The organism is Paenibacillus campinasensis (genome assembly GCF_002272015.1).
GTDB lineage: Bacteria > Bacillota > Bacilli > Paenibacillales > Paenibacillaceae > Paenibacillus_AQ > Paenibacillus_AQ campinasensis.
On record NZ_NPBY01000063.1, the window covers coordinates 83,840 to 103,650 of the forward strand.

The 19,811-nt window shown below is 46.2% G+C and carries 26 protein-coding genes; 5 read left to right on the plus strand and 21 right to left on the minus strand.

Going from position 1 to position 19,811, the window contains the following annotated elements; all coding sequences use genetic code 11:
- Positions 1 to 7: 7 nt before the first annotated feature.
- The 7 genes from CHH67_RS19800 to CHH67_RS26000 form a co-directional block, all read right to left on the minus strand.
- Positions 8 to 625, minus strand: a complete 618-nt coding sequence (locus tag CHH67_RS19800; protein WP_095267083.1) for an HK97 family phage prohead protease — start codon at positions 623 to 625, stop codon at positions 8 to 10.
- Positions 555 to 1,889: a phage portal protein gene (locus CHH67_RS19805; protein WP_095267085.1), complete on the minus strand. Its 1,335-nt coding sequence runs from the start codon at positions 1,887 to 1,889 to the stop codon at positions 555 to 557. The genes CHH67_RS19800 and CHH67_RS19805 overlap by 71 nt, the downstream gene beginning before the upstream one ends.
- Positions 1,890 to 1,901: 12 nt before the next feature.
- Positions 1,902 to 3,659, minus strand: coding sequence for a terminase large subunit (locus tag CHH67_RS19810; RefSeq protein WP_095267086.1), 1,758 nt, complete (start codon positions 3,657 to 3,659; stop codon positions 1,902 to 1,904).
- Positions 3,652 to 4,251: a terminase gene (locus CHH67_RS19815; RefSeq protein ID WP_095267088.1), complete on the minus strand. Its 600-nt coding sequence runs from the start codon at positions 4,249 to 4,251 to the stop codon at positions 3,652 to 3,654. The genes CHH67_RS19810 and CHH67_RS19815 overlap by 8 nt, the downstream gene beginning before the upstream one ends.
- Positions 4,252 to 4,433: 182 nt before the next feature.
- The gene (locus CHH67_RS19820; protein ID WP_095267089.1) at positions 4,434 to 5,033 is read right to left on the minus strand and encodes a hypothetical protein; all 600 of its coding nucleotides are present in this window, start codon (positions 5,031 to 5,033) and stop codon (positions 4,434 to 4,436) included.
- A gap of 281 nt (positions 5,034 to 5,314) precedes the next feature.
- Positions 5,315 to 5,665: an HNH endonuclease signature motif containing protein gene (locus tag CHH67_RS19830; protein WP_095267092.1), complete on the minus strand. Its 351-nt coding sequence runs from the start codon at positions 5,663 to 5,665 to the stop codon at positions 5,315 to 5,317.
- 3 nt (positions 5,666 to 5,668) lie between these two features.
- Complete coding sequence (locus CHH67_RS26000) at positions 5,669 to 5,872, minus strand: hypothetical protein (RefSeq protein WP_144029291.1); 204 nt, start codon at positions 5,870 to 5,872, stop codon at positions 5,669 to 5,671.
- A gap of 219 nt (positions 5,873 to 6,091) precedes the next feature.
- On the opposite strand from CHH67_RS26000, the gene CHH67_RS19835 reads away from it, so the two are divergent.
- Together CHH67_RS19835 and CHH67_RS19840 are read left to right on the plus strand one after the other, a co-directional pair.
- On the plus strand, positions 6,092 to 6,307 hold the full coding sequence (locus CHH67_RS19835) for a type II toxin-antitoxin system HicA family toxin (RefSeq protein WP_095267093.1): 216 nt from the start codon (positions 6,092 to 6,094) through the stop codon (positions 6,305 to 6,307).
- Between the two features lie 83 nt (positions 6,308 to 6,390).
- Complete coding sequence (locus tag CHH67_RS19840; RefSeq protein ID WP_095267094.1) at positions 6,391 to 6,807, plus strand: type II toxin-antitoxin system HicB family antitoxin; 417 nt, start codon at positions 6,391 to 6,393, stop codon at positions 6,805 to 6,807.
- Between the two features lie 324 nt (positions 6,808 to 7,131).
- Here the strand turns inward: CHH67_RS19840 and CHH67_RS19845 are convergent, their stop codons facing one another.
- The 13 genes from CHH67_RS19845 to CHH67_RS19915 form a co-directional block, all read right to left on the minus strand.
- Positions 7,132 to 7,521: a hypothetical protein gene (locus tag CHH67_RS19845; RefSeq protein WP_095267095.1), complete on the minus strand. Its 390-nt coding sequence runs from the start codon at positions 7,519 to 7,521 to the stop codon at positions 7,132 to 7,134.
- A gap of 233 nt (positions 7,522 to 7,754) precedes the next feature.
- Positions 7,755 to 8,165 carry a hypothetical protein gene (locus CHH67_RS19855; RefSeq protein WP_095267098.1) on the minus strand — a complete coding sequence of 137 codons (411 nt, stop codon included), beginning with the start codon at positions 8,163 to 8,165 and terminating at the stop codon, positions 7,755 to 7,757.
- Positions 8,149 to 8,532, minus strand: coding sequence for a hypothetical protein (locus CHH67_RS19860; protein WP_095267100.1), 384 nt, complete (start codon positions 8,530 to 8,532; stop codon positions 8,149 to 8,151). Before CHH67_RS19860 ends, CHH67_RS19855 begins: the two co-directional genes overlap by 17 nt.
- Positions 8,533 to 8,546: 14 nt before the next feature.
- On the minus strand, positions 8,547 to 9,857 hold the full coding sequence (gene dnaB / locus CHH67_RS19865; protein ID WP_095267101.1) for a replicative DNA helicase: 1,311 nt from the start codon (positions 9,855 to 9,857) through the stop codon (positions 8,547 to 8,549).
- Between the two features lie 239 nt (positions 9,858 to 10,096).
- Positions 10,097 to 11,038 (minus strand): hypothetical protein, encoded by a 942-nt coding sequence (locus CHH67_RS19875; RefSeq protein WP_095267103.1) that lies wholly within the window; start codon positions 11,036 to 11,038, stop codon positions 10,097 to 10,099.
- 18 nt (positions 11,039 to 11,056) lie between these two features.
- Positions 11,057 to 11,356: a pyruvate-formate lyase-activating enzyme gene (locus CHH67_RS19880; RefSeq protein ID WP_095267104.1), complete on the minus strand. Its 300-nt coding sequence runs from the start codon at positions 11,354 to 11,356 to the stop codon at positions 11,057 to 11,059.
- Positions 11,353 to 11,763 (minus strand): hypothetical protein, encoded by a 411-nt coding sequence (locus CHH67_RS19885; protein ID WP_095267105.1) that lies wholly within the window; start codon positions 11,761 to 11,763, stop codon positions 11,353 to 11,355. The genes CHH67_RS19880 and CHH67_RS19885 overlap by 4 nt, the downstream gene beginning before the upstream one ends.
- Positions 11,764 to 11,855: 92 nt before the next feature.
- A complete protein-coding gene (locus tag CHH67_RS19890) occupies positions 11,856 to 12,317 on the minus strand; it encodes a helix-turn-helix domain-containing protein (RefSeq protein ID WP_095267107.1) in 462 nt (153 codons plus the stop codon).
- A gap of 9 nt (positions 12,318 to 12,326) precedes the next feature.
- Positions 12,327 to 12,965: a hypothetical protein gene (locus CHH67_RS19895; protein ID WP_095267108.1), complete on the minus strand. Its 639-nt coding sequence runs from the start codon at positions 12,963 to 12,965 to the stop codon at positions 12,327 to 12,329.
- Positions 12,958 to 13,617 (minus strand): hypothetical protein, encoded by a 660-nt coding sequence (locus CHH67_RS19900; protein ID WP_095267109.1) that lies wholly within the window; start codon positions 13,615 to 13,617, stop codon positions 12,958 to 12,960. Before CHH67_RS19900 ends, CHH67_RS19895 begins: the two co-directional genes overlap by 8 nt.
- Before the next feature lie 95 nt (positions 13,618 to 13,712).
- Entirely contained in the window at positions 13,713 to 14,483 is a 771-nt protein-coding gene (locus CHH67_RS19905; RefSeq protein WP_095267111.1) for an ORF6C domain-containing protein, read from the minus strand.
- A 19-nt stretch (positions 14,484 to 14,502) separates the two neighbouring features.
- Positions 14,503 to 14,826: a DUF771 domain-containing protein gene (locus CHH67_RS19910; protein ID WP_095267112.1), complete on the minus strand. Its 324-nt coding sequence runs from the start codon at positions 14,824 to 14,826 to the stop codon at positions 14,503 to 14,505.
- Positions 14,827 to 14,843: 17 nt separating this feature from the next.
- A complete protein-coding gene (locus CHH67_RS19915) occupies positions 14,844 to 15,107 on the minus strand; it encodes a transcriptional regulator (RefSeq protein WP_095267114.1) in 264 nt (87 codons plus the stop codon).
- A 193-nt stretch (positions 15,108 to 15,300) separates the two neighbouring features.
- On the opposite strand from CHH67_RS19915, the gene CHH67_RS19920 reads away from it, so the two are divergent.
- The 3 genes from CHH67_RS19920 (at position 15,301) to CHH67_RS19930 (ending at position 18,357) form a co-directional block, all read left to right on the plus strand.
- Positions 15,301 to 16,194, plus strand: coding sequence for a hypothetical protein (locus tag CHH67_RS19920; RefSeq protein ID WP_095267116.1), 894 nt, complete (start codon positions 15,301 to 15,303; stop codon positions 16,192 to 16,194).
- 86 nt (positions 16,195 to 16,280) lie between these two features.
- Positions 16,281 to 17,156, plus strand: coding sequence for an ImmA/IrrE family metallo-endopeptidase (locus CHH67_RS19925; RefSeq protein WP_095267117.1), 876 nt, complete (start codon positions 16,281 to 16,283; stop codon positions 17,154 to 17,156).
- Positions 17,157 to 17,169: 13 nt separating this feature from the next.
- Positions 17,170 to 18,357: a site-specific integrase gene (locus CHH67_RS19930; RefSeq protein ID WP_095267118.1), complete on the plus strand. Its 1,188-nt coding sequence runs from the start codon at positions 17,170 to 17,172 to the stop codon at positions 18,355 to 18,357.
- 28 nt (positions 18,358 to 18,385) lie between these two features.
- Here the strand turns inward: CHH67_RS19930 and CHH67_RS19935 are convergent, their stop codons facing one another.
- On the minus strand, positions 18,386 to 19,171 hold the full coding sequence (locus tag CHH67_RS19935) for a hypothetical protein (protein ID WP_179292178.1): 786 nt from the start codon (positions 19,169 to 19,171) through the stop codon (positions 18,386 to 18,388).
- Positions 19,172 to 19,811: the final 640 nt, after the last annotated feature.

Sequence of the window (19,811 nt, forward strand, 5' to 3'; positions counted from 1 at the left end):
CCAACTCCTATAAGTTCAATTTTTTTAATCGCATTTCCAAATCCAGCAATGCAGCATCGCGCTGTTCTTCGTCATTTGCTGTATGGGTGTTCGGTTGAGGCCTGGAATTGAAAATATCCTCTGCCGAGCGAATACCGACCGACGACTGAGGGTAAGCCGGGGTAGTAACCGGACTTACTTCGAACAGCTCCGCTTCAATAATGGAACGGATCGGCATATCCGAATTCGTTTCGTCCCATTCCTCCACGACCGAGCGAAAAATAAAAGACGACCCTCGCACGTCTCCGCGCTCGATCGTCTCAATGTGTTTTTCCGCCCAGCTTGGCGGCGTAATCTCGTACCTGAGCCCAATGTCATCCTCAATGAGCGCAAGCGTGTTCGGTGTTCTTCCCAGGACTTCCCGTGAATCATGCTGCCAAGAGGCGTAAACATCGGGGTTAATCAAGCTGGCCGTGAATGCTCCGCGCTTGAATCTCTCCTGGAACATCCCAAAAATCGGGTGTGATAACTGATCCCAGCGGACCGCATACCCTACAATTTTTGTCGGTTCGCCGTCAACCTTCCGGACCTCCGGCCGACTCTCCGGCAGCACCCATTCCCTCTGCTCCTTCTTGTTCTCCTTCATCGTTATCACCTCCCTTCAATGCTTCTTTTGGCGCAAGCTTGCCCTTGTAATACTCGTCCAAGAGATCCAGAGGAATCATATTCAACGGCGCAAAGTATCGGTCTCCGCCCGGAATAGGGTTTTCGTTCTCCTTCTCCCGAATGTCGTTTTGCGAGTACACGCCGATGTTGAACATTTCTTTATAGAAGGCAGCTCGGGCCGCGGAATCGCCCCGAAGGTAGCCTTCGATAAGAAACTCAGCAAATAGACGTTGCTGCTCTGTTTCGCTGAACAGTTTCCAGTTGATTGTTTGCTCCCACCGGATCAACCAAGGGCGGACCGAATGAACGATGAAATCCGTGCTTTGATGCTCAATGTTTGAGAATGTGGCCCGCTCCAAATCCGCCATCATATGCGGAGGAACGCGGAAGATCCGGGCAATTTCTAGAATCTGAAATTTCCTCGTCTCCAAAAACTGAGCATCATTCGGCGGTATGGTGTTCTTCGAGAATGTCATGCCTTCCTCAAGCAGCATAAGCCGGTGCGCCTTTCCTAATCCTTCGTACTTCTCACGCAGGGATTGTTTTAAACGTTCAAACGCTTCGTCCGTTAAGGTACCGGGATGGGTCGCGACAGCGCCCACATTTGTACCATTTTCGAAGAAGTCGGCTCCGAATTGTTCCGTAGCTAGCGCAAGTTCAATAGACCGCTTTGCCCACTGAATAACGGATATCCCCTTTTTTCCGTCAAACCCGAGGCCTGGAATATGAAACATAGCGTAAAAAGGGACATTATGCTGCTTTCCATCTGAAGTCGTCACCCTAAAGAATGGGTCACCCGCTTCCGTTTCCATATGTTCTACCCGGTGCGGTGGTATCGGCCATAAGGCCTTGATATCTCCCTTGCCGTCATACTCGATTTCGGCGTAACAGTTCCCCCACAATAAAATATGGGTCATCATGGTTTCTCGAAAAGTGAAAGCTGTCATCCTTGGATTTGGTCTCCGTTGCAACAGGTCGCCTACAGGGTGACTCACTCGCTCTCTTCCTCGTGGTTTAAGGCGCTTATACACGGGTAGAGGTAACGACGCCACAGTTTCGGCCAAAATACGAACGCATGTCAGGACGGCTGTAGACCTCATAGCCGAACGTTCAGTGACAACAATGCTGTTCCCGTAGGGAATTCCTAGCGCATTGTAAAGCCAGCGCTTCGGATTGCTCAGATCGCTCGATTCACTTCGTTTCTCTAACCAACGTGAGATAATAGGAATCCTCAGTGTTTTCACCCCCTTCCAGCGTTAAATCGTCCGGACCCCTCGTTCTTCGTACACGGACCGCTTCGTTCTGTTCGCCATGCAAAGTTTGTGCGCATTGATGACAGCGTCAATCGGGTCGATCCGCTTGGTCTTGGCTTTCGGATCCTTATCGATCTTGATTTCGCCGAAGCTGTTGCTTACCGTCTTGGCGTTGACCATGGACCATGTCAGCAGCTTATTGTTTCGGTCATAACTCACGTTGCCCGCTTCCACTTCCAGCCGGAAATCGACGGTGGCATCGTTCAAACTGCGCGCGCTCTGGACGATCTCGACACAATCCACGCCGAACTCTTCCAGGTCAGACAAAAAGGCATCGGCATTATGTGGGTCATAAGCGATGCCTTTGAGTTTCAGTTCGTATTTTTTAATTAGGTCTTTGTAGTACCGGATGATGTATTTATAGTCCGTCTTCACGCCGCCCAAGGTTTCGGTCACCGTGATCAAGTCGTCCATGATCCACATATCATACGGAGCATCATCCGATTGCACATGCTCGTCAACCCGAGCCGCCGGCATGAAGCTGTGGGAATGCACGTAGTATTGCCGGTGCGGACCATCGTCCAAAGGGAACTCCAAGCAGCCAGATGTCAGGTCGCCGCCGGACGAAAGGTCGAGCCCGAGATAGCATTCTCGGCCCCGCATCGCTTCAAGCGTGGTGTCGGATTCGCATTGCTTCCAGTGCTCCATGTTCATGTACTGGTTATCTGCGAATTGCACCCAAATATTGAGGCCCTTTGTCATGAAATCTCGGAGATCCGCGCCGCGTTTCTTCTTCGCTTTGATCGCATCGGCGCGCAGGCTGGCTAACGTTTCCTCTGTCCAGAGTGGGTTCGCCTTCGGCCAGTTGGCTTCATCCCAGATGTCATCGCCTTTATCCAGCTCACATATGAAAACGAAATGAGTTTCGTCCACATGGAGCCCGGCCAGGATCATCTTACCGTACTCATATTCCTCGTAGCACGGCAGATTCAAGTCAAAGCCGGCGGTTGTTATGATTGAGGTCAAACATTGTTTAAGCTTGCGTTGTCCGCCCGTTAGCAGCTTGTACATTTGGTTCGTCTTATGCTTGTGATATTCATCGACGGACGCAAAATAAGGCCGGAAACCGTCAATCGTCTCGGTATCTCGACCTATCGCCTTGATTTCCCCGCGGGTGATGTTGCAGAGAATCGTACTCTTATATTCCTTGGAAGTGAATAGCCCTTCCTCGTACTTACTGCCGCCGAGTTCCGGATCCGCATTGATGAATTTAAGACATTCCTTCAAAACAATGCGTGCCTGGTCCTCTTTCGTCGCTGCGCAGTAGATTTGCGGGTAATTATAGCCGTCAAAATTGCCATAAAACAGTGCCGGAACCGCATTCCCGAGTGATTTCCCGTTTTGCCGGGCCACTTGGACGTAGGATGTGCGGAATCTTCGGTACCCATCCATGTTCAGCCAGCCGTTCCAGCTTCCGAAAATGAAGTCTTGGAAGCCCCAAAGCCTGAGCGGTTCGGGCTCTTCCCCCTCGGCAAGCGTCAAACTTTCGGCGAAATCGATGATTTCATGAGCCTTTTCCGGGTCGAAAACGAATGGAAATTCGTCCGTTCCTTGCCGCTCAAGGTCTTTTAAGTGTCGTTCGCATGCCTGCCGCTGCGTCTGGCCGGCAATAATCCTGCCTGAAACCACCTCTTGAGCGTAGGCGGTGACCCGATCTAGCTCCGTAACCGTGTTATAAGGGTAAATCTGAGCGCTAACCACTGCGATTTGCCCCGAATCGTCCAAATTTACTTGGCGGCTTATCTTCTTTCTTCGGTTTCGGCACGTTCTTGATCTTGGCGAGTGGATTCAGGAAAAGACGGTCCTGCATTTTAAGCAGCATGTCCATTTTCTTGTTGATCGCCGTCTCGATCTTCAAGATTCCCTCGATGGACGCGAGCTGTGATAAATACATCTGAGCCCTAGCTTCAAATTCGTTCGCTTCCTCGAATTTCTCAAAATATTCGAGCAAAACGTCCTCGTTTATCGCTATTTTTTCAATCCTTTGATATTGTTTCAGCAGCCTTTCATATTCCGAATACGTCTTGCAATACATCGCCAGCAGCCCGACATCCGAAGACGTTAAAAGCTCAACGCCCTGCTGAGCTGCTGCCTTATATTCCTTTAAGCAATCCTTCCACTGCTTATAGGCGATGGTGTCACTCTTCACGTATTCCGGGGGTTTGAGCTTGTCGAGCTCCGTTTTCCCAAGCTTGATTTCGCTCTCTTGTCGCTGCCGAATTTCCTCTTTTGTTAATCGGTTCGGATTCCCCTCTGCGAGGTGAAGGCCTATCGGCTTTCCGTTCCGTCCCATCGGGTTCACCTCCCAAAATCTCAGAAAATTTCAAAAAACGAATTTTTGCGCGAATAAGGGGGCGCGCGGTCAACTAGGCAAAAGCCCCCAGAGATTTGACCCCCCCTACCCCCTGAGCACCCTCAGACGTGTGTTCGGGAGGGCCAGGTCACGGACGCCTCTATACCCCCTTAGAATCGCTCTCATGAGGTGCTTGTTTTGCTTGGCTTCACATAGATGACCCGGTTTTTAATACCCACAAGGTTACGCCATCGACGCGCCTCATCTTCCGGCAAGGCATCTACAATAACAACCTTGTCTAGCCAACCATCACCCCATCGTTTCCAGTCGCCCATCTTATCAGCAACTAGGATAACTCCCTTTCGTTCCTTGGCGATCTTTCGTATAGCACTGGATGCACCTTCGCCGCGCATGTAATGTACCACCTGATATACTGCCCCTTCATTCACTGCGGCCCTGATCCTGTCCTCAATACTCATTGCATCTTGCTCGTCGGTCACCGTTCCTATAACCAGCGCATGTTTTAGGGTGTTGCTCAGACTGTCCTTCAATACATCGCCTGCAAGTTTACCCGGCATGCCGGCATTGATTGCTTCTTGCAAGGCGCTGCCCATCTTCTGAATCAACACCTCATACCAGTCTTCGAACCTGACCTTCACACTGAGATTCAATGAACTCTTAATCTTTTCTATTTCCCCATGTGGTAGTACATGGTCATTGTATAGATGAGCGATGTGCTCACCACTTCTCAGCGTACCACCTGCATGTAGACTATTGTCCATTCGTACCCCTCCATTGCCGGTGCCGTGTCAGTATGATCTTCTGGGCCGCACGACAGCGGTCTATTTCAGCGTTCTTTCTTGCACATATTTGCTCCCACTTCTTTAGGACTGAAAGAGTCTTATCCTCAAGAGACAGCCCGCGCAGCTTATCCCATATATTCAGTCGAACATATAGGCGATCCTTGTTTTTTACGCTGCCGGGAATATATATGCGGATGATGGATGTTTGTGGGCTTGTTACTTCTACACCAGTAATGTCCCATTTGAATATATCGATTGGTTTAACCTCCATTACCAAACCCTCCATCCTCTTTGGCCGTCTTGCGGCTGTGGCAGCTATGGCAGCGTGCCCGCCAGTTACTTTTATCCCAGAACAGAACCGGATCGCCGCGGTGCGGAATCTCGTGATCAACGTCTGTAGCGGGTGTCAGCTCCCCCGCTGCGTAACAGTCGATACAAAGCGGGTTCTCTTTAAGGAACTTTTTCCGCTCCCGCCTCCAAATGTGATCATATCCCCGCTCCGCTGATGTGCCCCGCTTCCGGTCATATGATTGCTTGGGATGGTCTTCACAGTAACCGGCTGTGGTTAGCTGCTTACAGCCTGTGTGACGGCAGAACTTTTTCAGAGCCACTTGTTACATTTCCCTTATGGTCCAACGATCGAATAAATGCGGATGCTTCTCTTTGGATGGATAGAGTCGGAATGAATCTTCTTCATCTTTTTCCGTTACTATATTTTTTGTGATCTTCTCGATGGTGTACTGTTTCCCCAATCGATCAAGCGCGTCCATAGCACTGTGTAATTCTTCACGAGTAAATACCGTTTCTGAATATCCCACCTTGTACTTCACCCTTTCTTGAGAAATGAAAATAGCCGCCTATAGATAGGCGACTTAAAACCTTGTTATCCGGCCCCCGCTCCGCTGGGATGATTCGGCCGCATCGATGGCCTTCGGCCAAATAGCTACAATCGCAAATTACACGCGCTTTTATGCGTATTATTGGTTGACGCGCATTATGATGCGTGTTATAATAGAATCATGGAAGGGAGGTAAGCGATGGGGAAACAGATAACGGTTAGAGAAGTGATTCAACGGTTGAGAAAGGAAGGGTTTCGACCTTCCCCCTCTCACACTGGCGGCGGGAGTCATAAAAGATGGAAACATCAAACTGACCCCACCCGCTACGCGGACATTAGTTACCACAGTAGCGGACAAACCATACCGATTGGAACACTCAAGAGTATCGAGAAGACATCAGGGGTTAAATTCTAACCCCTTCTTCTCCCCTAATCGTTTGCCTCCCGTGAATCGTAGCATTGAATGTAATGTAAAATAGAATTTGAAGGAGTGGTCCCATGAAAGACACACACATTTATCCGGTTGTTATTGAACAGTCCGATGATGGAGTGAGCTTGTACTTCCCTGATATTCCGGGAACTGCTGTGCTGGCTCCTAATGTCGTATCCGGGATTAAGGAGGCTAAAATGATGTTGATTGACCGTCTCATTGAGATGGAAGACAAGAATCTGCCGATACCTGAGCCGTCCGACCTCCGCGACATTGAGCTGTACAATGAAACAGACCGCATCGCGATTGTCGATGTGTTTTTACCGCCATATCGTGATGAAGCGGCTAACAAAGCCGTGACAAAGAACTGTACGCTTCCCAAATGGCTACGAGATGCCAGTGAGGAAGCTGGTTTGAATTTCTCCCAGGTTCTTCAAAACGGATTGAAAGAAGCGCTGGGCATAAAAGTAAAAGAGCGGCCATAAAGGCTGCTCTTTTTTTTTGCGTATCGAGACCGTGCCGTATAGTTATCTCAATACCTTAATGTCCACCCATGGACGTTCGGCCTTGACAGGATTCGAACCTGCCTATACCATGAAGGCCATAATCAAATTGCAGTGATCTTAACTGCATTCCCCGCTTGCTACATCACCGGCGATATACGCCTAGGCGCGAAGCCCACAATGTAACCGAGTCCTGCAATGATAAGGGTTAGCAGGGACACCCGAGCGCGTAGCTCTATGTCCCTACTGTAATGTTGATCCAATATCAGATTAGTCCCGTGATGTTCTCACTTTAGTGTCAGATTTTTATATAACTCCTGCAAGTTTCAAGCATTCGGCAATGGTCGTAACGCCCGCGTCAATACGTCGATTAATTGTCGATACGCTATACGTTGCTTCGAACCTCATTCTGGTGTATTTGTGCTTGTTCCCTTTGATGTAACGATGTTCCAAGATCCGCCTCACCTCTTCGTCCAAGATCAACTCAAACCCCGCTTCAATCTCCGCCTTTTTGCGTCTATCGTCCATCAGCCGTATCTTTTCTCCTGGTGACAGGTTTTCTTTCTGGGAGTACACTTCAATCCGCTTACATATTAAAGGGTACGTCTGCAATAATCTCTTAGCCGCTTTTTTTTCCTCTTCCGTCACACTAGGCCAAAATTCCATTTGCACCACCGCCCCATATGCCCACTCCATTCATATATATTCGAATAGATCAGCCTGTCCTTCCCTTGGAAAGTCTGAAGAGTCGCATATTAGTTCCTGTTCCAGCCATTCGGCCGGTGCCTCAATCCTGTAGTGCGGCCATACAGGTTCACCAGCTTTTGAATATTTTGGATTTTGTCGTTCAGCCTTCGCCGTCCATACCCAATATGAATGTGCTTTTATTTTCATCTGTTTTCCTTTCCCTTTGATTTAGATATCCTTTTTCAATTTTGGTTTGCCGCAGCCCGGGCTTCTTCGAAAAGGGGTTGAAGATCTATTCTAACCCTTGGTGTATATCTCCGAGTGGCTTGGCTTCTAATGATGTTCTGGACCATTCGGCGCCCTTTGCTCACCTCAGAGACAAGCTCCTGCTTTTGGGTCACAAGGTCATACAACGGCTGCAGTCTTTCGTTCTCATCTTTCGCCCTGCGCCGCCGTCTACGGTTATCTTGTAACTGTTTGGCCAACTCAAGCCGCTCTATTTGATCCAGTTCAAAGAATTCCAGGGCATGGTTTAAATCAAGATACTCACCATCACAATAAGCAATCTCTTCTAAATTCTGATCATAATTATCTCTCACTGCCTTCAATATCTCGTGGAGTTGCTGGGCCGCATCCTTAGCTGAAATATCCAACCTTCCCCCTCCCCTCTTCGCTATGTTTCAACTCTTCGCATAATTCATCATATAAAGCCATGTATAGTTGATACTTTGGATGGTTCTTCCCCATAGCATCCAACATTTTAGCGCCTTTATAGATCCGTTCTCTCAATCGTTCTTGATAGTATTCGACCAATTCATTGAAGAGTCTGTCAAAGTGATCATAAATTTCTTGCTTGGTTTGGGCTGTACAATTTACGGCCCTTAATTTTTGGTAAGTTACATCATCCAGCTTCTTGCTTCGATAAGCACCTTCCAGTTGCCGGAGGAAAATTTTTTGATACCTGATAATGAGACGGACATTGTCTTCCATGTTCTCAATGTCGGAAGCTGATTGCTCCATACCATCACCACCGTTCAATATTGAATCCGATGTATATCACAAAAGCGACTATAGTTTTTTAAATAAATCATTTCGGCCAAACCTGTTCCAGTGTTCCGGCCCTTAGCAACAATAATCTCAACGATGTTCTTTTTCTCACTTTCAGCGTTGTAATAGTCGTCCCGATAAAGAAAATCTATTTCATCAGCGTCTTGTTCGATGGATCCGGATTCCCGAAGGTCAGACATCATCGGGTGTTTGTCCTGTCGCTGTTCTACACCACGACTAAGCTGAGACAAAACTTCAACTGGACAATCATTGTCGCGGGCGATCTGCTTCAATGTTCTGCTGATATAGGCGACTTCTTGCTCACGACTCTGAAACTTCTTTCCGGAATTGATCAATTGCAAGTAGTCAATCTGAACATGTAATTCAGAATGAACCTTCTTCAACTGCTTGACCTTAGCCGCTATTTCTTGGATGGTGATTCCTGGAGTATCGTCGATATAAATCGGCATCTTATCTAATATGGAGCGGGCTGTTGTATATTTCGGCCAATCGTCTTCACCGAGATTCCCTGTTCGTAATAAGCTCCCGTCCAAATTGCCGATGTTGGCTATGATCCGCTCCCCAAGTTTCTTTCCTGGCATTTCAAGGCTAAAGATAGCAGTAGCATATCCAGCATTTGCGGCAGCTACGGACCCATTCAACATAAACGCGGTCTTCCCCATGCTTGGCCGTGCTGCTACGATGATCAAATCCCCCTTCTGCCGACCCCCTGTAAGCTTATTCAGATCAGCTCCACAAGTCGGAACGCCTGTAATCCCTTTGGTTTGGCTGCGTGCCTCGATTTCGTCCTCGTGATTCCTCATAACCTCATGGATACGAGTTAACTTCCTCTCGGACCGTACCTTTTCGCCCAATCCCTCAGCTGCAGCCTGGAAGCTTGCAACGACCTTTTGCGGGTCAACCTCTTCTTCTATCAGTCTTCGCTGTTCTTCCAGCGCTTCGAGTGCCTTGCGCCTGATGCCGGCAGCCTCAATCATTTTGATGTAATGGATTGCATTCGCAGTTGATGGAACATGTTCGGCCAAATCTCCCAGGTAATCAATACCCCCAATGTCTTCCGGTGCTCCCCGATCATTGAGCCGATTTGATAATGTCAGAATGTCTATGGACGTCCCTTCCCCGTACAGATCAAGAATCGCTTCAAACACGGGACGATGCATTTCAGAGAAGTATTCGGGCTCTAAGCATTCAACTGCTTTTGCCGTAGTTTCCTGGCTCCGATCAAGTAGAATACTTCCCAGAACCGCCTGTTCTGCCTCCATATTGAAATCAATCATGTTGCTTGCCCTCCGTTAGCCGCGGTCGCGGACATGCGTTCCTCTCCCAACCATCCATGAGCCGGAATCGCTCTTCGGTCTGTATCCGCAAGTTATCCACCGATAAGGGGGAGGTGTTCCCCCTGATATCGGCTATGGTCGGCGGATATCTAGACGTTTTAATGTGCTGGGCTAGGTTTTCCGCGGCCTTACTGTAACTAACATCCTGTAGCATTGATCTCCATAAAGTTTCCATTTCCTCAGAAACTTGAACTGTCGGGTAAGCTGTGACTATCACTGATAGGAGATGCAAAAGTTCCTTGTTGTTCACGGTTTATCTCCCCCATTCGCTTTTTCAGGTATTCTTTGCTCCGGTCTTGCCGATTCCCGCTGCCCTGGCTGCCCTTTTTTTCCGTTGCCATCTTGATACCAAGCTCTTGATACTTCTCCCTCAACTTTTTAGGACTCAATATATTGCTGCTCCAAAAATGATGTGATGTGCACCAATCAATAATTGATTGAAGTTCTCTAGGGTCTCGTTTGCTGATCTCTATGATTTTTCGAAACTCATCGGCCCACTTCTGCATGTCGGCATCCCGGACCAGATGTTCCACCTTATTAACAGCAGCATGTTCCATGATTTTTCGATGAAAGTAAAGAGCCATTTTGTAATAGCGATCATCCGATCCGTAAACGCGTTTTTTGCGTTTGCGAGAAGATGAATTGTTATTATCATTGTTGTCATTATTATCATTATTGTTTATATTATCGGGTTGTCGTTGCTTTCGTTGCGGGTTCGACGGGTTTTCATCGTTGCTTTCGTCATTGCTTTCGTTGATTCCGATTCTCTGATAAACCGCATAGTTACTAATGGTTATAAGCATCTTCTGCGTTGCTTTCGTCGTCGTGATCATTGTTGCTCCCGCATTGCTTTCGTTACCCCCGTCAGACCGTTTTCGCAGCCACTCTATAATTTGATAAATTTGGTCCCTACTAGGCCGTTCTATCCGAGCACCAACGCGCCATTTACAAGCTTCTATGATCTCAGGTATGGATGTCACCAGTTGACCCGGTTGTAGACCTTTGTACTGCGTATGTTGAGCAGAAAGAAGAAGATAAACCCACACCTTTATATAAAGCGGGGGTTTCTCCCAAATCTCGCTCTCTATTAACTTACGGTGAAGGCTGATCCACCCTTCCATTTCACCACCCGCTTATAATCATTTTGTTATTTCCTGCTGTCCAAATGCAGCAGACAGCAGCCGTTCCAAGGCGTCACCGCCATCTATGATCCGCCATGTCATCTGCGCAAAGAAGTCTCTTCTTTCTTCTAATCCAATACCTTCAAGGGCGTCCGCAATCATTTGTGTCATGGCCTCCCGATCGGAATATGCGGATCTCCAATCCAACATTAGATGGGCATACCTTCCCTTGTATTCATGATCAGGCACACGCCCCCTAGTTGCCATGAAAGTTAATAATTCGGATTCTAGTAGTGTTAAATTTGTATCCTTGGTCATAGGTGAGGCACACCCTTTCTCTTTAAGCCTTCTCCCCATCCACTAGAAGTATTATGGACAGGGGAGCCGCCTTTTGTGCCTGGACTGACACTGAAATGGGAGTCAAACCCGTGGCAATGTTGGCATTCCGCTTGGATATAAAAACCCATTTCTTTCTCATATCCACTATGAACTTCAAGACCATGACCTTCACAATGAACAAAATTCCGAACTAAAATATCCCCTACCTCACTCAAATAAATCTTGGATGCTTCAATCTTCTCTTCCAGACTGAAATCAGGGTCACAATCCACAATTTTCGTGAAGGTTAGGGCAAATGTTAGACTGTATTTTTCAATCAGTTTTATATACATCCCCTCATTTTCGCGGGGAATCATTACACCTTTAGGTCTGATATTTGTTGTCACTGGATACACTCCTTAATGGGCACCCCTTGACGTTTTTCCTGATGTTATGTAATAATGTCGCCAAGGGAATACCCGTAAATTATGTGATCGCCTTAACGTCCCGCCAAAGACAAGTTAAGGTGATTTTTGCTTGTTATGGACACAATACCGGCTTCCAACTCATTCATGGTTACTTCCTCTTCATGAGTGACATCATGCATTAGATCAACAAGATCTTCATAAAGATGTCTTTCCGAGTACTGATCATCGTTTGTAATCGACAACAAGATATCTGCTACCTTTTTCTTCATTCCGATGACAACATTCAATCGTCTAGCAGGTGGATATATCGTCTGAGTTCCCACTTCCTTATCAGATTGTAATGTGAAGGACACATCATCGAACTTGCAACCGTACAGCCTGCATAATGCTGTTGCATCATCAAACTCCATCTCATCTGGGTTTTCTTCGTACCAAGCCAGTTTTTTCTTGGATATGCCCATAGCCAATGCAGCATCCCCCAATGTCATCCCTGCTTTTTCTCGTGCTTCCTGAATAGAGAGCTTTTTCTTCAATCTACTTCCCTACCTTTCCTTTAGCATGTTCATGATATTTATGATTTCGCGACCATCGGAAATAAACTGTTTGAAAGTGCGCTCGATCCATTCGATCCCCTGCTCCTTCGTTTTTCTTCTGACCTCTTGCCTAATAGCGGCGGCCGTCTTCCCGTATTTCCTCATAGCCAACAACTTGTAATATTCATCCATAAACTGGATCGCCTTAGCATTTTTGTTATCAATCATTTCGATATAAGTCCACTTTAAGAGTCCGCGACCAGAAAACATGACTTCTTCATCCCCGCTTTTACGAAGCAAATCGATGCCTTCTTCGAACAAGGGCTTACTCACGTTTGCCTTTTTGAGTCGACGCATAGTCAGATTCGGCGCATCAATTTGTGCTTGGTACGAAACCAATCGAACATTCCGATCGTAATCATGATCAAAACCATTTTCTTTGAAAGCCTCAAGGGTTGCTATTATCCCAGCAGACGCTTCTTCTATGGTCAGCGGATTGGGATAAATTCTAAAATTGTTGCGGCCCATATAAACTGCGACTGCATATTTTGAATGCGGATCTTCTTCGACAATTGGGAAACTAAATATTGTTCCACCAAGTTCTTTCCGCAATTCTTGAGCTCTAAGCTCAATGTGACTCTTATTCATTTGGATTTACCTCCGGATGGATATGCGCGCGGTAATCTGCATTCGACTCAGACAACAGGTTTGCAAGTTTCATCAGGGCAATGCTTCGGCTTTGCCAGCCATTTGCATTAGAGAAATTTTGATCATTAACACTTTCGATTGCTTTCTTTTGTGCTCTTTGAGCTGTTGCTATTAATGCGTCCTGCGCATCAAGCAGGTCATCAAATTCCAATGTTCTTATATACTCAACGAGACTCTGCTCGTAAGAATTCACAAAGAGCGGCGAATATTCATCCTCGCTGTCCTCTTTATATCCTCTAGCTTCAGCAATACCTTCTGGCGGAATTTCTTCACTACTAAACCATGCTGCATAGTTTTCACTTGCAATGCATAAAGAAATTTGACAATCAGTAATATGTTTTGAGATCGATAGATTAAGTTCAAAACAATGCTCCGATTCACCTAAAGTAACAACAACCGAATCCCCCGTCCCAACTCTATTAAAAGACTCCACGTATTCTGCTTTCACGGGTTGTCTCGTAATGCCTAAGATTGGATCCGCCTGTCCAGATATGTGCATTTCCATACTGCACAAGACTTCATATTTATTCATTACCGAAAAGAGATGAAGAGCTTCACCAACACTTGAAGGGCTCATAACTGTAATTGACATTTCATTTAGCTCCTTTAGATCGTTTTTTTATATTGCGAACAATGATTGCGTGTTGCAGAGGATTCTTGAACCATATACGCGCCAGTTCGGGAAGATCAAAATAGTTTCTGTCCATTGAATTCCTCAATCTCCCGCATCAGATTTGTTGGGGGCATCCAGCGTTGGATATACTTTAGTCCGCTTTCGAAGTCCTTTGTGTACGTGTTGTTGTACGAATTGATCCCGAACCAATCCTGGTAATCGTGCCAAAGTGCTGAATACACCCGATGACGGAGCCCGCTGTCTTTATAAGCGGCCATTTTCTTGCCGCCGAGAACGCCAATGACTTTTGCATTCCCAGCTTTCTTTAGTACTTGCTGTTGCCCGTAGTCGATGGTTGTTCGGTTCTCAAGATAACCAATCCGTGAGTCGAGCTGCTGGACTTTTCCATCTACAAACAAGATTGCTTTGAGCTCCGGACTCATGTTGTTAAAATGGTGGTCCCTTTGAATGAACGCCGCTGCAAGTACATCTTTTGCCTTTAATTGATATTGGATCAGTTTCTCGGCAACTTCCGGCTGATTTCTTTGCATGTTTGGAGTGATTGATATTTTCGCAAGCCATAACGGGAGGAAGTCTAGTTCGATGGTTAGAACATCTCTCGCCCCTCCGTTTCCGTTCAGGGTCAAATTTAACCCCCCTTGCTTCAAGACTAGATCAGACTGAATCTTCTTCCGTTCGTTCTTCATCTGATCTTCAGTTAACCCAATCCCTTCACAAACCCAGCGGACACCTACATAAACCTTCCCATCGCTCGCTTTTACTCCCAATAGATCAGCTCCGTTAAATGGAACCAGTTTTTGTTCAATCGGATGGATATTGTTCATACTTATCTCCCTTCGGAAATCATGAAATTACTTTGGATTGCTCAGAGCGGTTGAGGTAATGGAAATGCTTGTCCAAGAAACTTTTCATCTCAGCTCCTTTGAACATCCAGCGGCCGCCTTCACAACCATTTGTGATTTGCTCCATTTCTGATTTAAATCTAGGATTCAGAAGGATTTTGGATATGAGCCAGTCCCTTTTACGACATGTTTCAAACTCCAATCTCTTCATATCCCACCAAATGCCTTCCCCCGATTCTTTCAAAAGCCTCCTGACTTCTTCTTTTGCTAATTCGCGAACAAGACCTTCATCGACAATTAGTTTGAATATTGGTGTTGACTCCATGCCTTCACTCCCCCTCCCTAACCAGCCGTCTTAATTAATTCATACAGATCGGGATCGATTGTCTCTCTAGCTGCTGCCAGTCTTAACTCGTTTTTGTCAATTCCTAAAATCTCGGCTAAAGCAATGTTGACATTATCTTTCGCTGGTGGAACTTTTCCGTTTTGAAGCTTGCTAAGCACTCCGCGGTCTAGCATGATGTCCCTCTTAGCCAACTGGAAACAGATTTGAGTAAGCGATAACCCTTTTTTTGTTATCCCTCGCTTTAGAATCTTGCTGTACAATAGCCTTCCTCCTTTCTTTGCTGACTCAAAAATCACAGGGTGTGACTTTTTCGTCATCCGTTGATCAAATCTTACCAACAGAAAATAGACATGTCAATGACGTAAAAGTCACACAACACAAAAAAGTGTTGATTAAAAAATCAACACTGTGGTAATATTATTGATAAAGAAATTGGAGTGGAGGTTGAAGTAGTTGGATTATTCACAATTAGTGGATAAATACATTAAAGATAGCGGTCTAAGCTTAGGTGAAATTGCAAAACGACTTAAAGAAGAGAAGGGTATTAAAATTGACAGATCATATATATCAAAGCTTCGAAACAACCCTAAATACCCTGCTTCAGAGGAGATAAACCGTGCCTTGGCCGAAATAACTGGGGGCGACCCGGAACAATTGGTTCTAGCAGGATTTTATCAAAATGCACCAACAGAAGTTAAGTCGTCTATAGATGAGGCCATGTCTTTTCGGGAAATCTTTATTGAATTTATTAAGTCAAATGCCAACAAAGAACTTACTCAAGAAGAAGTTGAAAAAGAGATTCACGAATTAGTTACATTGCCTGAAGAAGAGTTTGAAACAAAAAGCCAAGAACTTAAAATCCGATTGCTTGATAGCCCCCCCGAGCAATTGTTGAAGTCCTATAAATTAATCTTAAAAGGTCTTGGTCAAGAGGGAAAAATAAGCAAGCTTGAAGAACTAAAAAATCTTCGCGAATCACATTCTGTGTCTATTCCCAAGATGGCCTCTTTATTGGGTATTAGCCAAGATTTATACAATACTGTGGAAAAAATCGGGGCAATAAAGATTAATAGAGAGTATAACAATGAACTAAACAATTATTACGCTAAGGCACTAGACATTTTGAATGACCCCAACATTGACACAATACTAAAAGATTCGGGTCACGATACGAAGGAAACGGGGTTGAGCGAATTTGAGGAATTTATAAATAACCCTGAACACGGTATTTTCTTTAAGGAATATCTGAATGCCCCAGAAGAAAAACGAGAAGAAATGAGACAGATTTTCCGAATTTTAATGGACAAAGAAAAGGGACGAAAACCAGGAGATCGACAAGGGGAATAAATCTTTACTTAACAGGATCAGCCTTTTTTGCTGTTCCTTCACACCCACAAAGGGAACATATGTTTTCATCCAGGAGGATACTTGTCATGTTCTCACATTACGTTAAAACTCATTTAGAAGATTTTATTGAAGATGTCTATTTAAAAGCTGGGATATTAACTCCGGATCAATTAACTATTGATGAAGTTTCTTATCGATTAAACATATGGGTTCATTATGCCAAAGTCTCCAGTCGTGCCCTAGAATCAGCGCAGGGCATGTATAGTATGTTTTTAGATAACCGGTTAACTCCAATGAGACAAAAGTTAGACTTCTTCCACGAACTTTGCCACCTTCTTAGACATGCCGGCAATCAAATGTTAATGCCGCGATCCTTTACACAAGCCCAGGAGTACGAAGCTGATATGTTTGTGATGTATGCAACCATGCCTTACTTCATGCTCACAGAACTCGATATCCCAACCATACATAACGATGCTACAAATTATATAAGCACAATGTTTAACGTCCCATGGCAACTCGCAAAGCGCCGCGTTGATCAAATATTAAGAAGACACTTCGAGGGCAAATTAATGAGTAGGAATACGATGAATTCATATTTGGAAGTGAACACCAAAAATCAAGAGTCTTTGTCGTCTGGTTCTCCAAGGATATATGCTTACTACGATCCGACTCATTACACAGATGAACCTTCACAATTACTCATCTATCTGGATTATTGGACATTAACCAGCATGGGTGAGTACGAGATCCCTCTTGACGAAGATTTCAAGAAAATTGAGTTAGAGGATCCCCAGTCTCATAATTTCCGACCGATTTCACCTATTGATTTAGTTTGTGGTAATGAGAGCATCAAAATAAACATCGATCGCCTGACTCGAAAGTATGGAGTCCATTCTCAGACGTTTGTTTTACAGATGCACGATCTCAAGACATTACTAAACGAAGTTAGTAATTTTTAAGGAGGTTGCCAGTATGGCCAGTTTCCAGAAATACACAACCAAAGACGGTGTACGATGGATGTATAAATACTATTCCACCATCGATCCGGTAACCGGAAAGAAAAAGCAGTCAACTAAACGAGGATTCAAATCGAAGAAAGAGGCTCAATTAGATGCTGCAGCAGTAGAACTGGAAATAACTAATGGGACATTCGTAAAGGAAAAAAGTATAACCTTTGCGGAGTTTGCGCCTAAATGGTTGAAAATTTATAGTAGCACCCAACACGTTAAAGTCTCAACAGTAGCTTCAAGACAAGTATCACTAAACAGACTACTAAAGAATTTCAAACATATTATGCTAAAAGACATTAGCAATGAAATGTATCAGGACTACCTTATCTCTTTGAAAAATAAGGGGTATTCAAAAGAGACGATCATCAGTACACATGCCACCGCTAAGTTGTTATTTAAAAAAGCAAAACAAATGGAGATTATTAAAACAAATCCTACATTAGACGCGATAGTGCCGGCCTTTACTCAAACAGTTGATGAAATTGAAAATGAGGTCGAGCTACCAAAGTATTTTGAAAAGAATGAGCTAGTTCATTTTCTTCAGGTAGCTAAGAAAAATGGAATGGATAAAGACTACCCTACTTTCCTCACCCTGGCGTACACCGGAATGCGAGTAGGTGAACTTTGTGCTTTGAAATGGAAAGATATTGATTTCGAGAAAAAGACCATTAGAATTACAAAAACATACTGGAACAAAACAAACGATACTGTAAAATACACTTTAAATACTCCGAAATCAAAAGCGTCTAAAAGAACAATACTAATTGATGATGAACTTATTAGTGAGCTTAAAAAATTCAAAACCATGCAAAAAGAAGTTATAATTCGTCACAGAAAAGAATACTACGACGAAGATTTCGTATTTGCGAAACTCACTCAATTTTATGGATACCCGGAAAAACCAAAGGTGATTGGGGATCGTCTGAAGAGACTACTGAAATTAGCTGAGTTAAACGAGAGTCTTACACCTCATTCGTTTAGACACACACATACTTCGTTGCTTGCTGAAGCAGGCGTAGGGTTGACCGAAATCATGGAGAGGCTTGGACAACGTAATGAGAAAATTACGCGTAATGTCTACATGCATGTGACCAAGAAATTGAAGACGGATGCCGTTGAAAAGTTCCAAAAACTCATGAACGGCATTTAATTTTCACTCAAATATGGTCAGAATGTGGTCACAGATATAAAACAACTCTTATATTCCTTATTGTTAAAGCATTATTCATCAAGCCGGAAAGACCATTTCTGTCTTTCCGGCTCCTGTCACCGCCCAGATGAGAAACTGGGCGGCCCCCGCGGAGCCCGCGGCACGCGGCTCCGCCAAGAACCGCAGCGCAGCGCCAGCGGCGGCGCTCTGCGCTGCGCTCAGCCCCCACCGGCCCAGGGCCTCGGTGGGGGAACCCCCGGCCGTGCCCCGCACGGCCGGCCCTGCTGTGCCATGCAGCAGCAGGGCACAAGCGCGGCTGCGCCCCATAGCGAGGCAGGCCTCGCAATAGGCGCAAGCCGCGGAGCCGCACGCGGCGCATGCCGTGCGGCTCTCGGCCACGCTGCCGCATCGCCGGCAGCGAAGGGCCGGTGCCCGGCGGCTGCGCAGCCAGCCGGGCACTCCCCGCGGGGCAGGCCGATCCGGCCCCAGCCCCGCTTCCAGGCGCAGCCGGCCCAGCAGGCAGCCCAGCTGGGCCGCAGGGCGCCAGTCGCCGCCGTCCCCGGCGACCTCCGCGAGCAGCCCTTCCACCTCGCCAGCCAGCAAGGCTCGGCCTACCATACGGCGGCATAACAGCTCCGTCCGCCGCATCAGCTCGTCCAAGTCTAGCCCTTGCGACTCTCGCCTCCCCTGCCGCTCCCCCGACCACGCCCTTGTTCCGGCGACCGCCCCGTTTGTTCCCATGGGCAGCGACGCGCTCAAGGTGTGCGAAGCGGTCCTCCGCACCTTCTGAGAGCTCAGCTCGAACTCTCCCCATAGGCTCACAGCATAGAGCAAAGCTTCCCAAGACGCTCGGTTCTCAGGCGGCTCCGTTTCTAGAAAAGGCATCAGCTTTTCCCGCATATACCGCCGCCATTCCATCACTCCCCATGCGTCCATTCCCTTCAGCGGCGTATAATGATCCCTCCATGCTACGGCCCATCCGAGAGGCATGTGTTCCGAGAGGACCACCAAACGCGTTCCCTTACCGTTATTCTTGAGCGATCCTAGCCACCACTCTATATCCACGCGCAGATCGAGCGATAAGCAGCAATTCCATTGCTCTTCATTCCGAAGCATATACAGCGCCACCCGCATCAGGTTTCATCCTTTCCTTATTATAATTTCCTCGCTTGGAACAAAAGCTGATCGTCTAACGAGATATGATTCAGTTCAACGCCATTGCGAGGATGTCGGACGTCCACTTCCAAATAAGGGTGAAGAACCCGCTTGTTATTTGAAGAGCCAGGTCCTGGCCCTGCCCTCGTCTGACCTTCGCCTTGCCCCGTTATCCCTTTCGCTCAGGAGGATCGGATGCTAGAAGAGAGACATTCGATTTAAACAGGTCAAGATTCGAGAAGGTTCAAGATGTGAGCGTGTTTATGATTTGAGATTTCAAGTATGGAAGACTTTTTGGT

What these genes read in the sequence shown, in the direction of transcription:
- CHH67_RS19900 (WP_095267109.1), bottom strand. Translation starts at nt 13,617, where the DNA reads ATGTCAATTACAGTTATGAGCCCTTCAAGTGTTGGTGAAGCTCTTCAT.
- CHH67_RS19935 (WP_179292178.1), bottom strand. Translation starts at nt 19,171, where the DNA reads ATGGGGAGAGTTCGAGCTGAGCTCTCAGAAGGTGCGGAGGACCGCTTC.
- CHH67_RS19800 (WP_095267083.1), bottom strand. Translation starts at nt 625, where the DNA reads ATGAAGGAGAACAAGAAGGAGCAGAGGGAATGGGTGCTGCCGGAGAGT.
- CHH67_RS19840 (WP_095267094.1), top strand. Translation starts at nt 6,391, where the DNA reads ATGAAAGACACACACATTTATCCGGTTGTTATTGAACAGTCCGATGAT.
- dnaB (WP_095267101.1), bottom strand. Translation starts at nt 9,857, where the DNA reads ATGATTGATTTCAATATGGAGGCAGAACAGGCGGTTCTGGGAAGTATT.
- CHH67_RS19835 (WP_095267093.1), top strand. Translation starts at nt 6,092, where the DNA reads ATGGGGAAACAGATAACGGTTAGAGAAGTGATTCAACGGTTGAGAAAG.
- CHH67_RS19910 (WP_095267112.1), bottom strand. Translation starts at nt 14,826, where the DNA reads ATGGAGTCAACACCAATATTCAAACTAATTGTCGATGAAGGTCTTGTT.
- CHH67_RS19930 (WP_095267118.1), top strand. Translation starts at nt 17,170, where the DNA reads ATGGCCAGTTTCCAGAAATACACAACCAAAGACGGTGTACGATGGATG.
- CHH67_RS19880 (WP_095267104.1), bottom strand. Translation starts at nt 11,356, where the DNA reads ATGACCAAGGATACAAATTTAACACTACTAGAATCCGAATTATTAACT.
- CHH67_RS19860 (WP_095267100.1), bottom strand. Translation starts at nt 8,532, where the DNA reads ATGGAGCAATCAGCTTCCGACATTGAGAACATGGAAGACAATGTCCGT.
- CHH67_RS19845 (WP_095267095.1), bottom strand. Translation starts at nt 7,521, where the DNA reads ATGGAGTGGGCATATGGGGCGGTGGTGCAAATGGAATTTTGGCCTAGT.
- CHH67_RS19905 (WP_095267111.1), bottom strand. Translation starts at nt 14,483, where the DNA reads ATGAACAATATCCATCCGATTGAACAAAAACTGGTTCCATTTAACGGA.
- CHH67_RS19925 (WP_095267117.1), top strand. Translation starts at nt 16,281, where the DNA reads ATGTTCTCACATTACGTTAAAACTCATTTAGAAGATTTTATTGAAGAT.
- CHH67_RS19820 (WP_095267089.1), bottom strand. Translation starts at nt 5,033, where the DNA reads ATGGACAATAGTCTACATGCAGGTGGTACGCTGAGAAGTGGTGAGCAC.
- CHH67_RS19815 (WP_095267088.1), bottom strand. Translation starts at nt 4,251, where the DNA reads ATGGGACGGAACGGAAAGCCGATAGGCCTTCACCTCGCAGAGGGGAAT.
- CHH67_RS19895 (WP_095267108.1), bottom strand. Translation starts at nt 12,965, where the DNA reads ATGAATAAGAGTCACATTGAGCTTAGAGCTCAAGAATTGCGGAAAGAA.
- CHH67_RS19875 (WP_095267103.1), bottom strand. Translation starts at nt 11,038, where the DNA reads ATGGAAGGGTGGATCAGCCTTCACCGTAAGTTAATAGAGAGCGAGATT.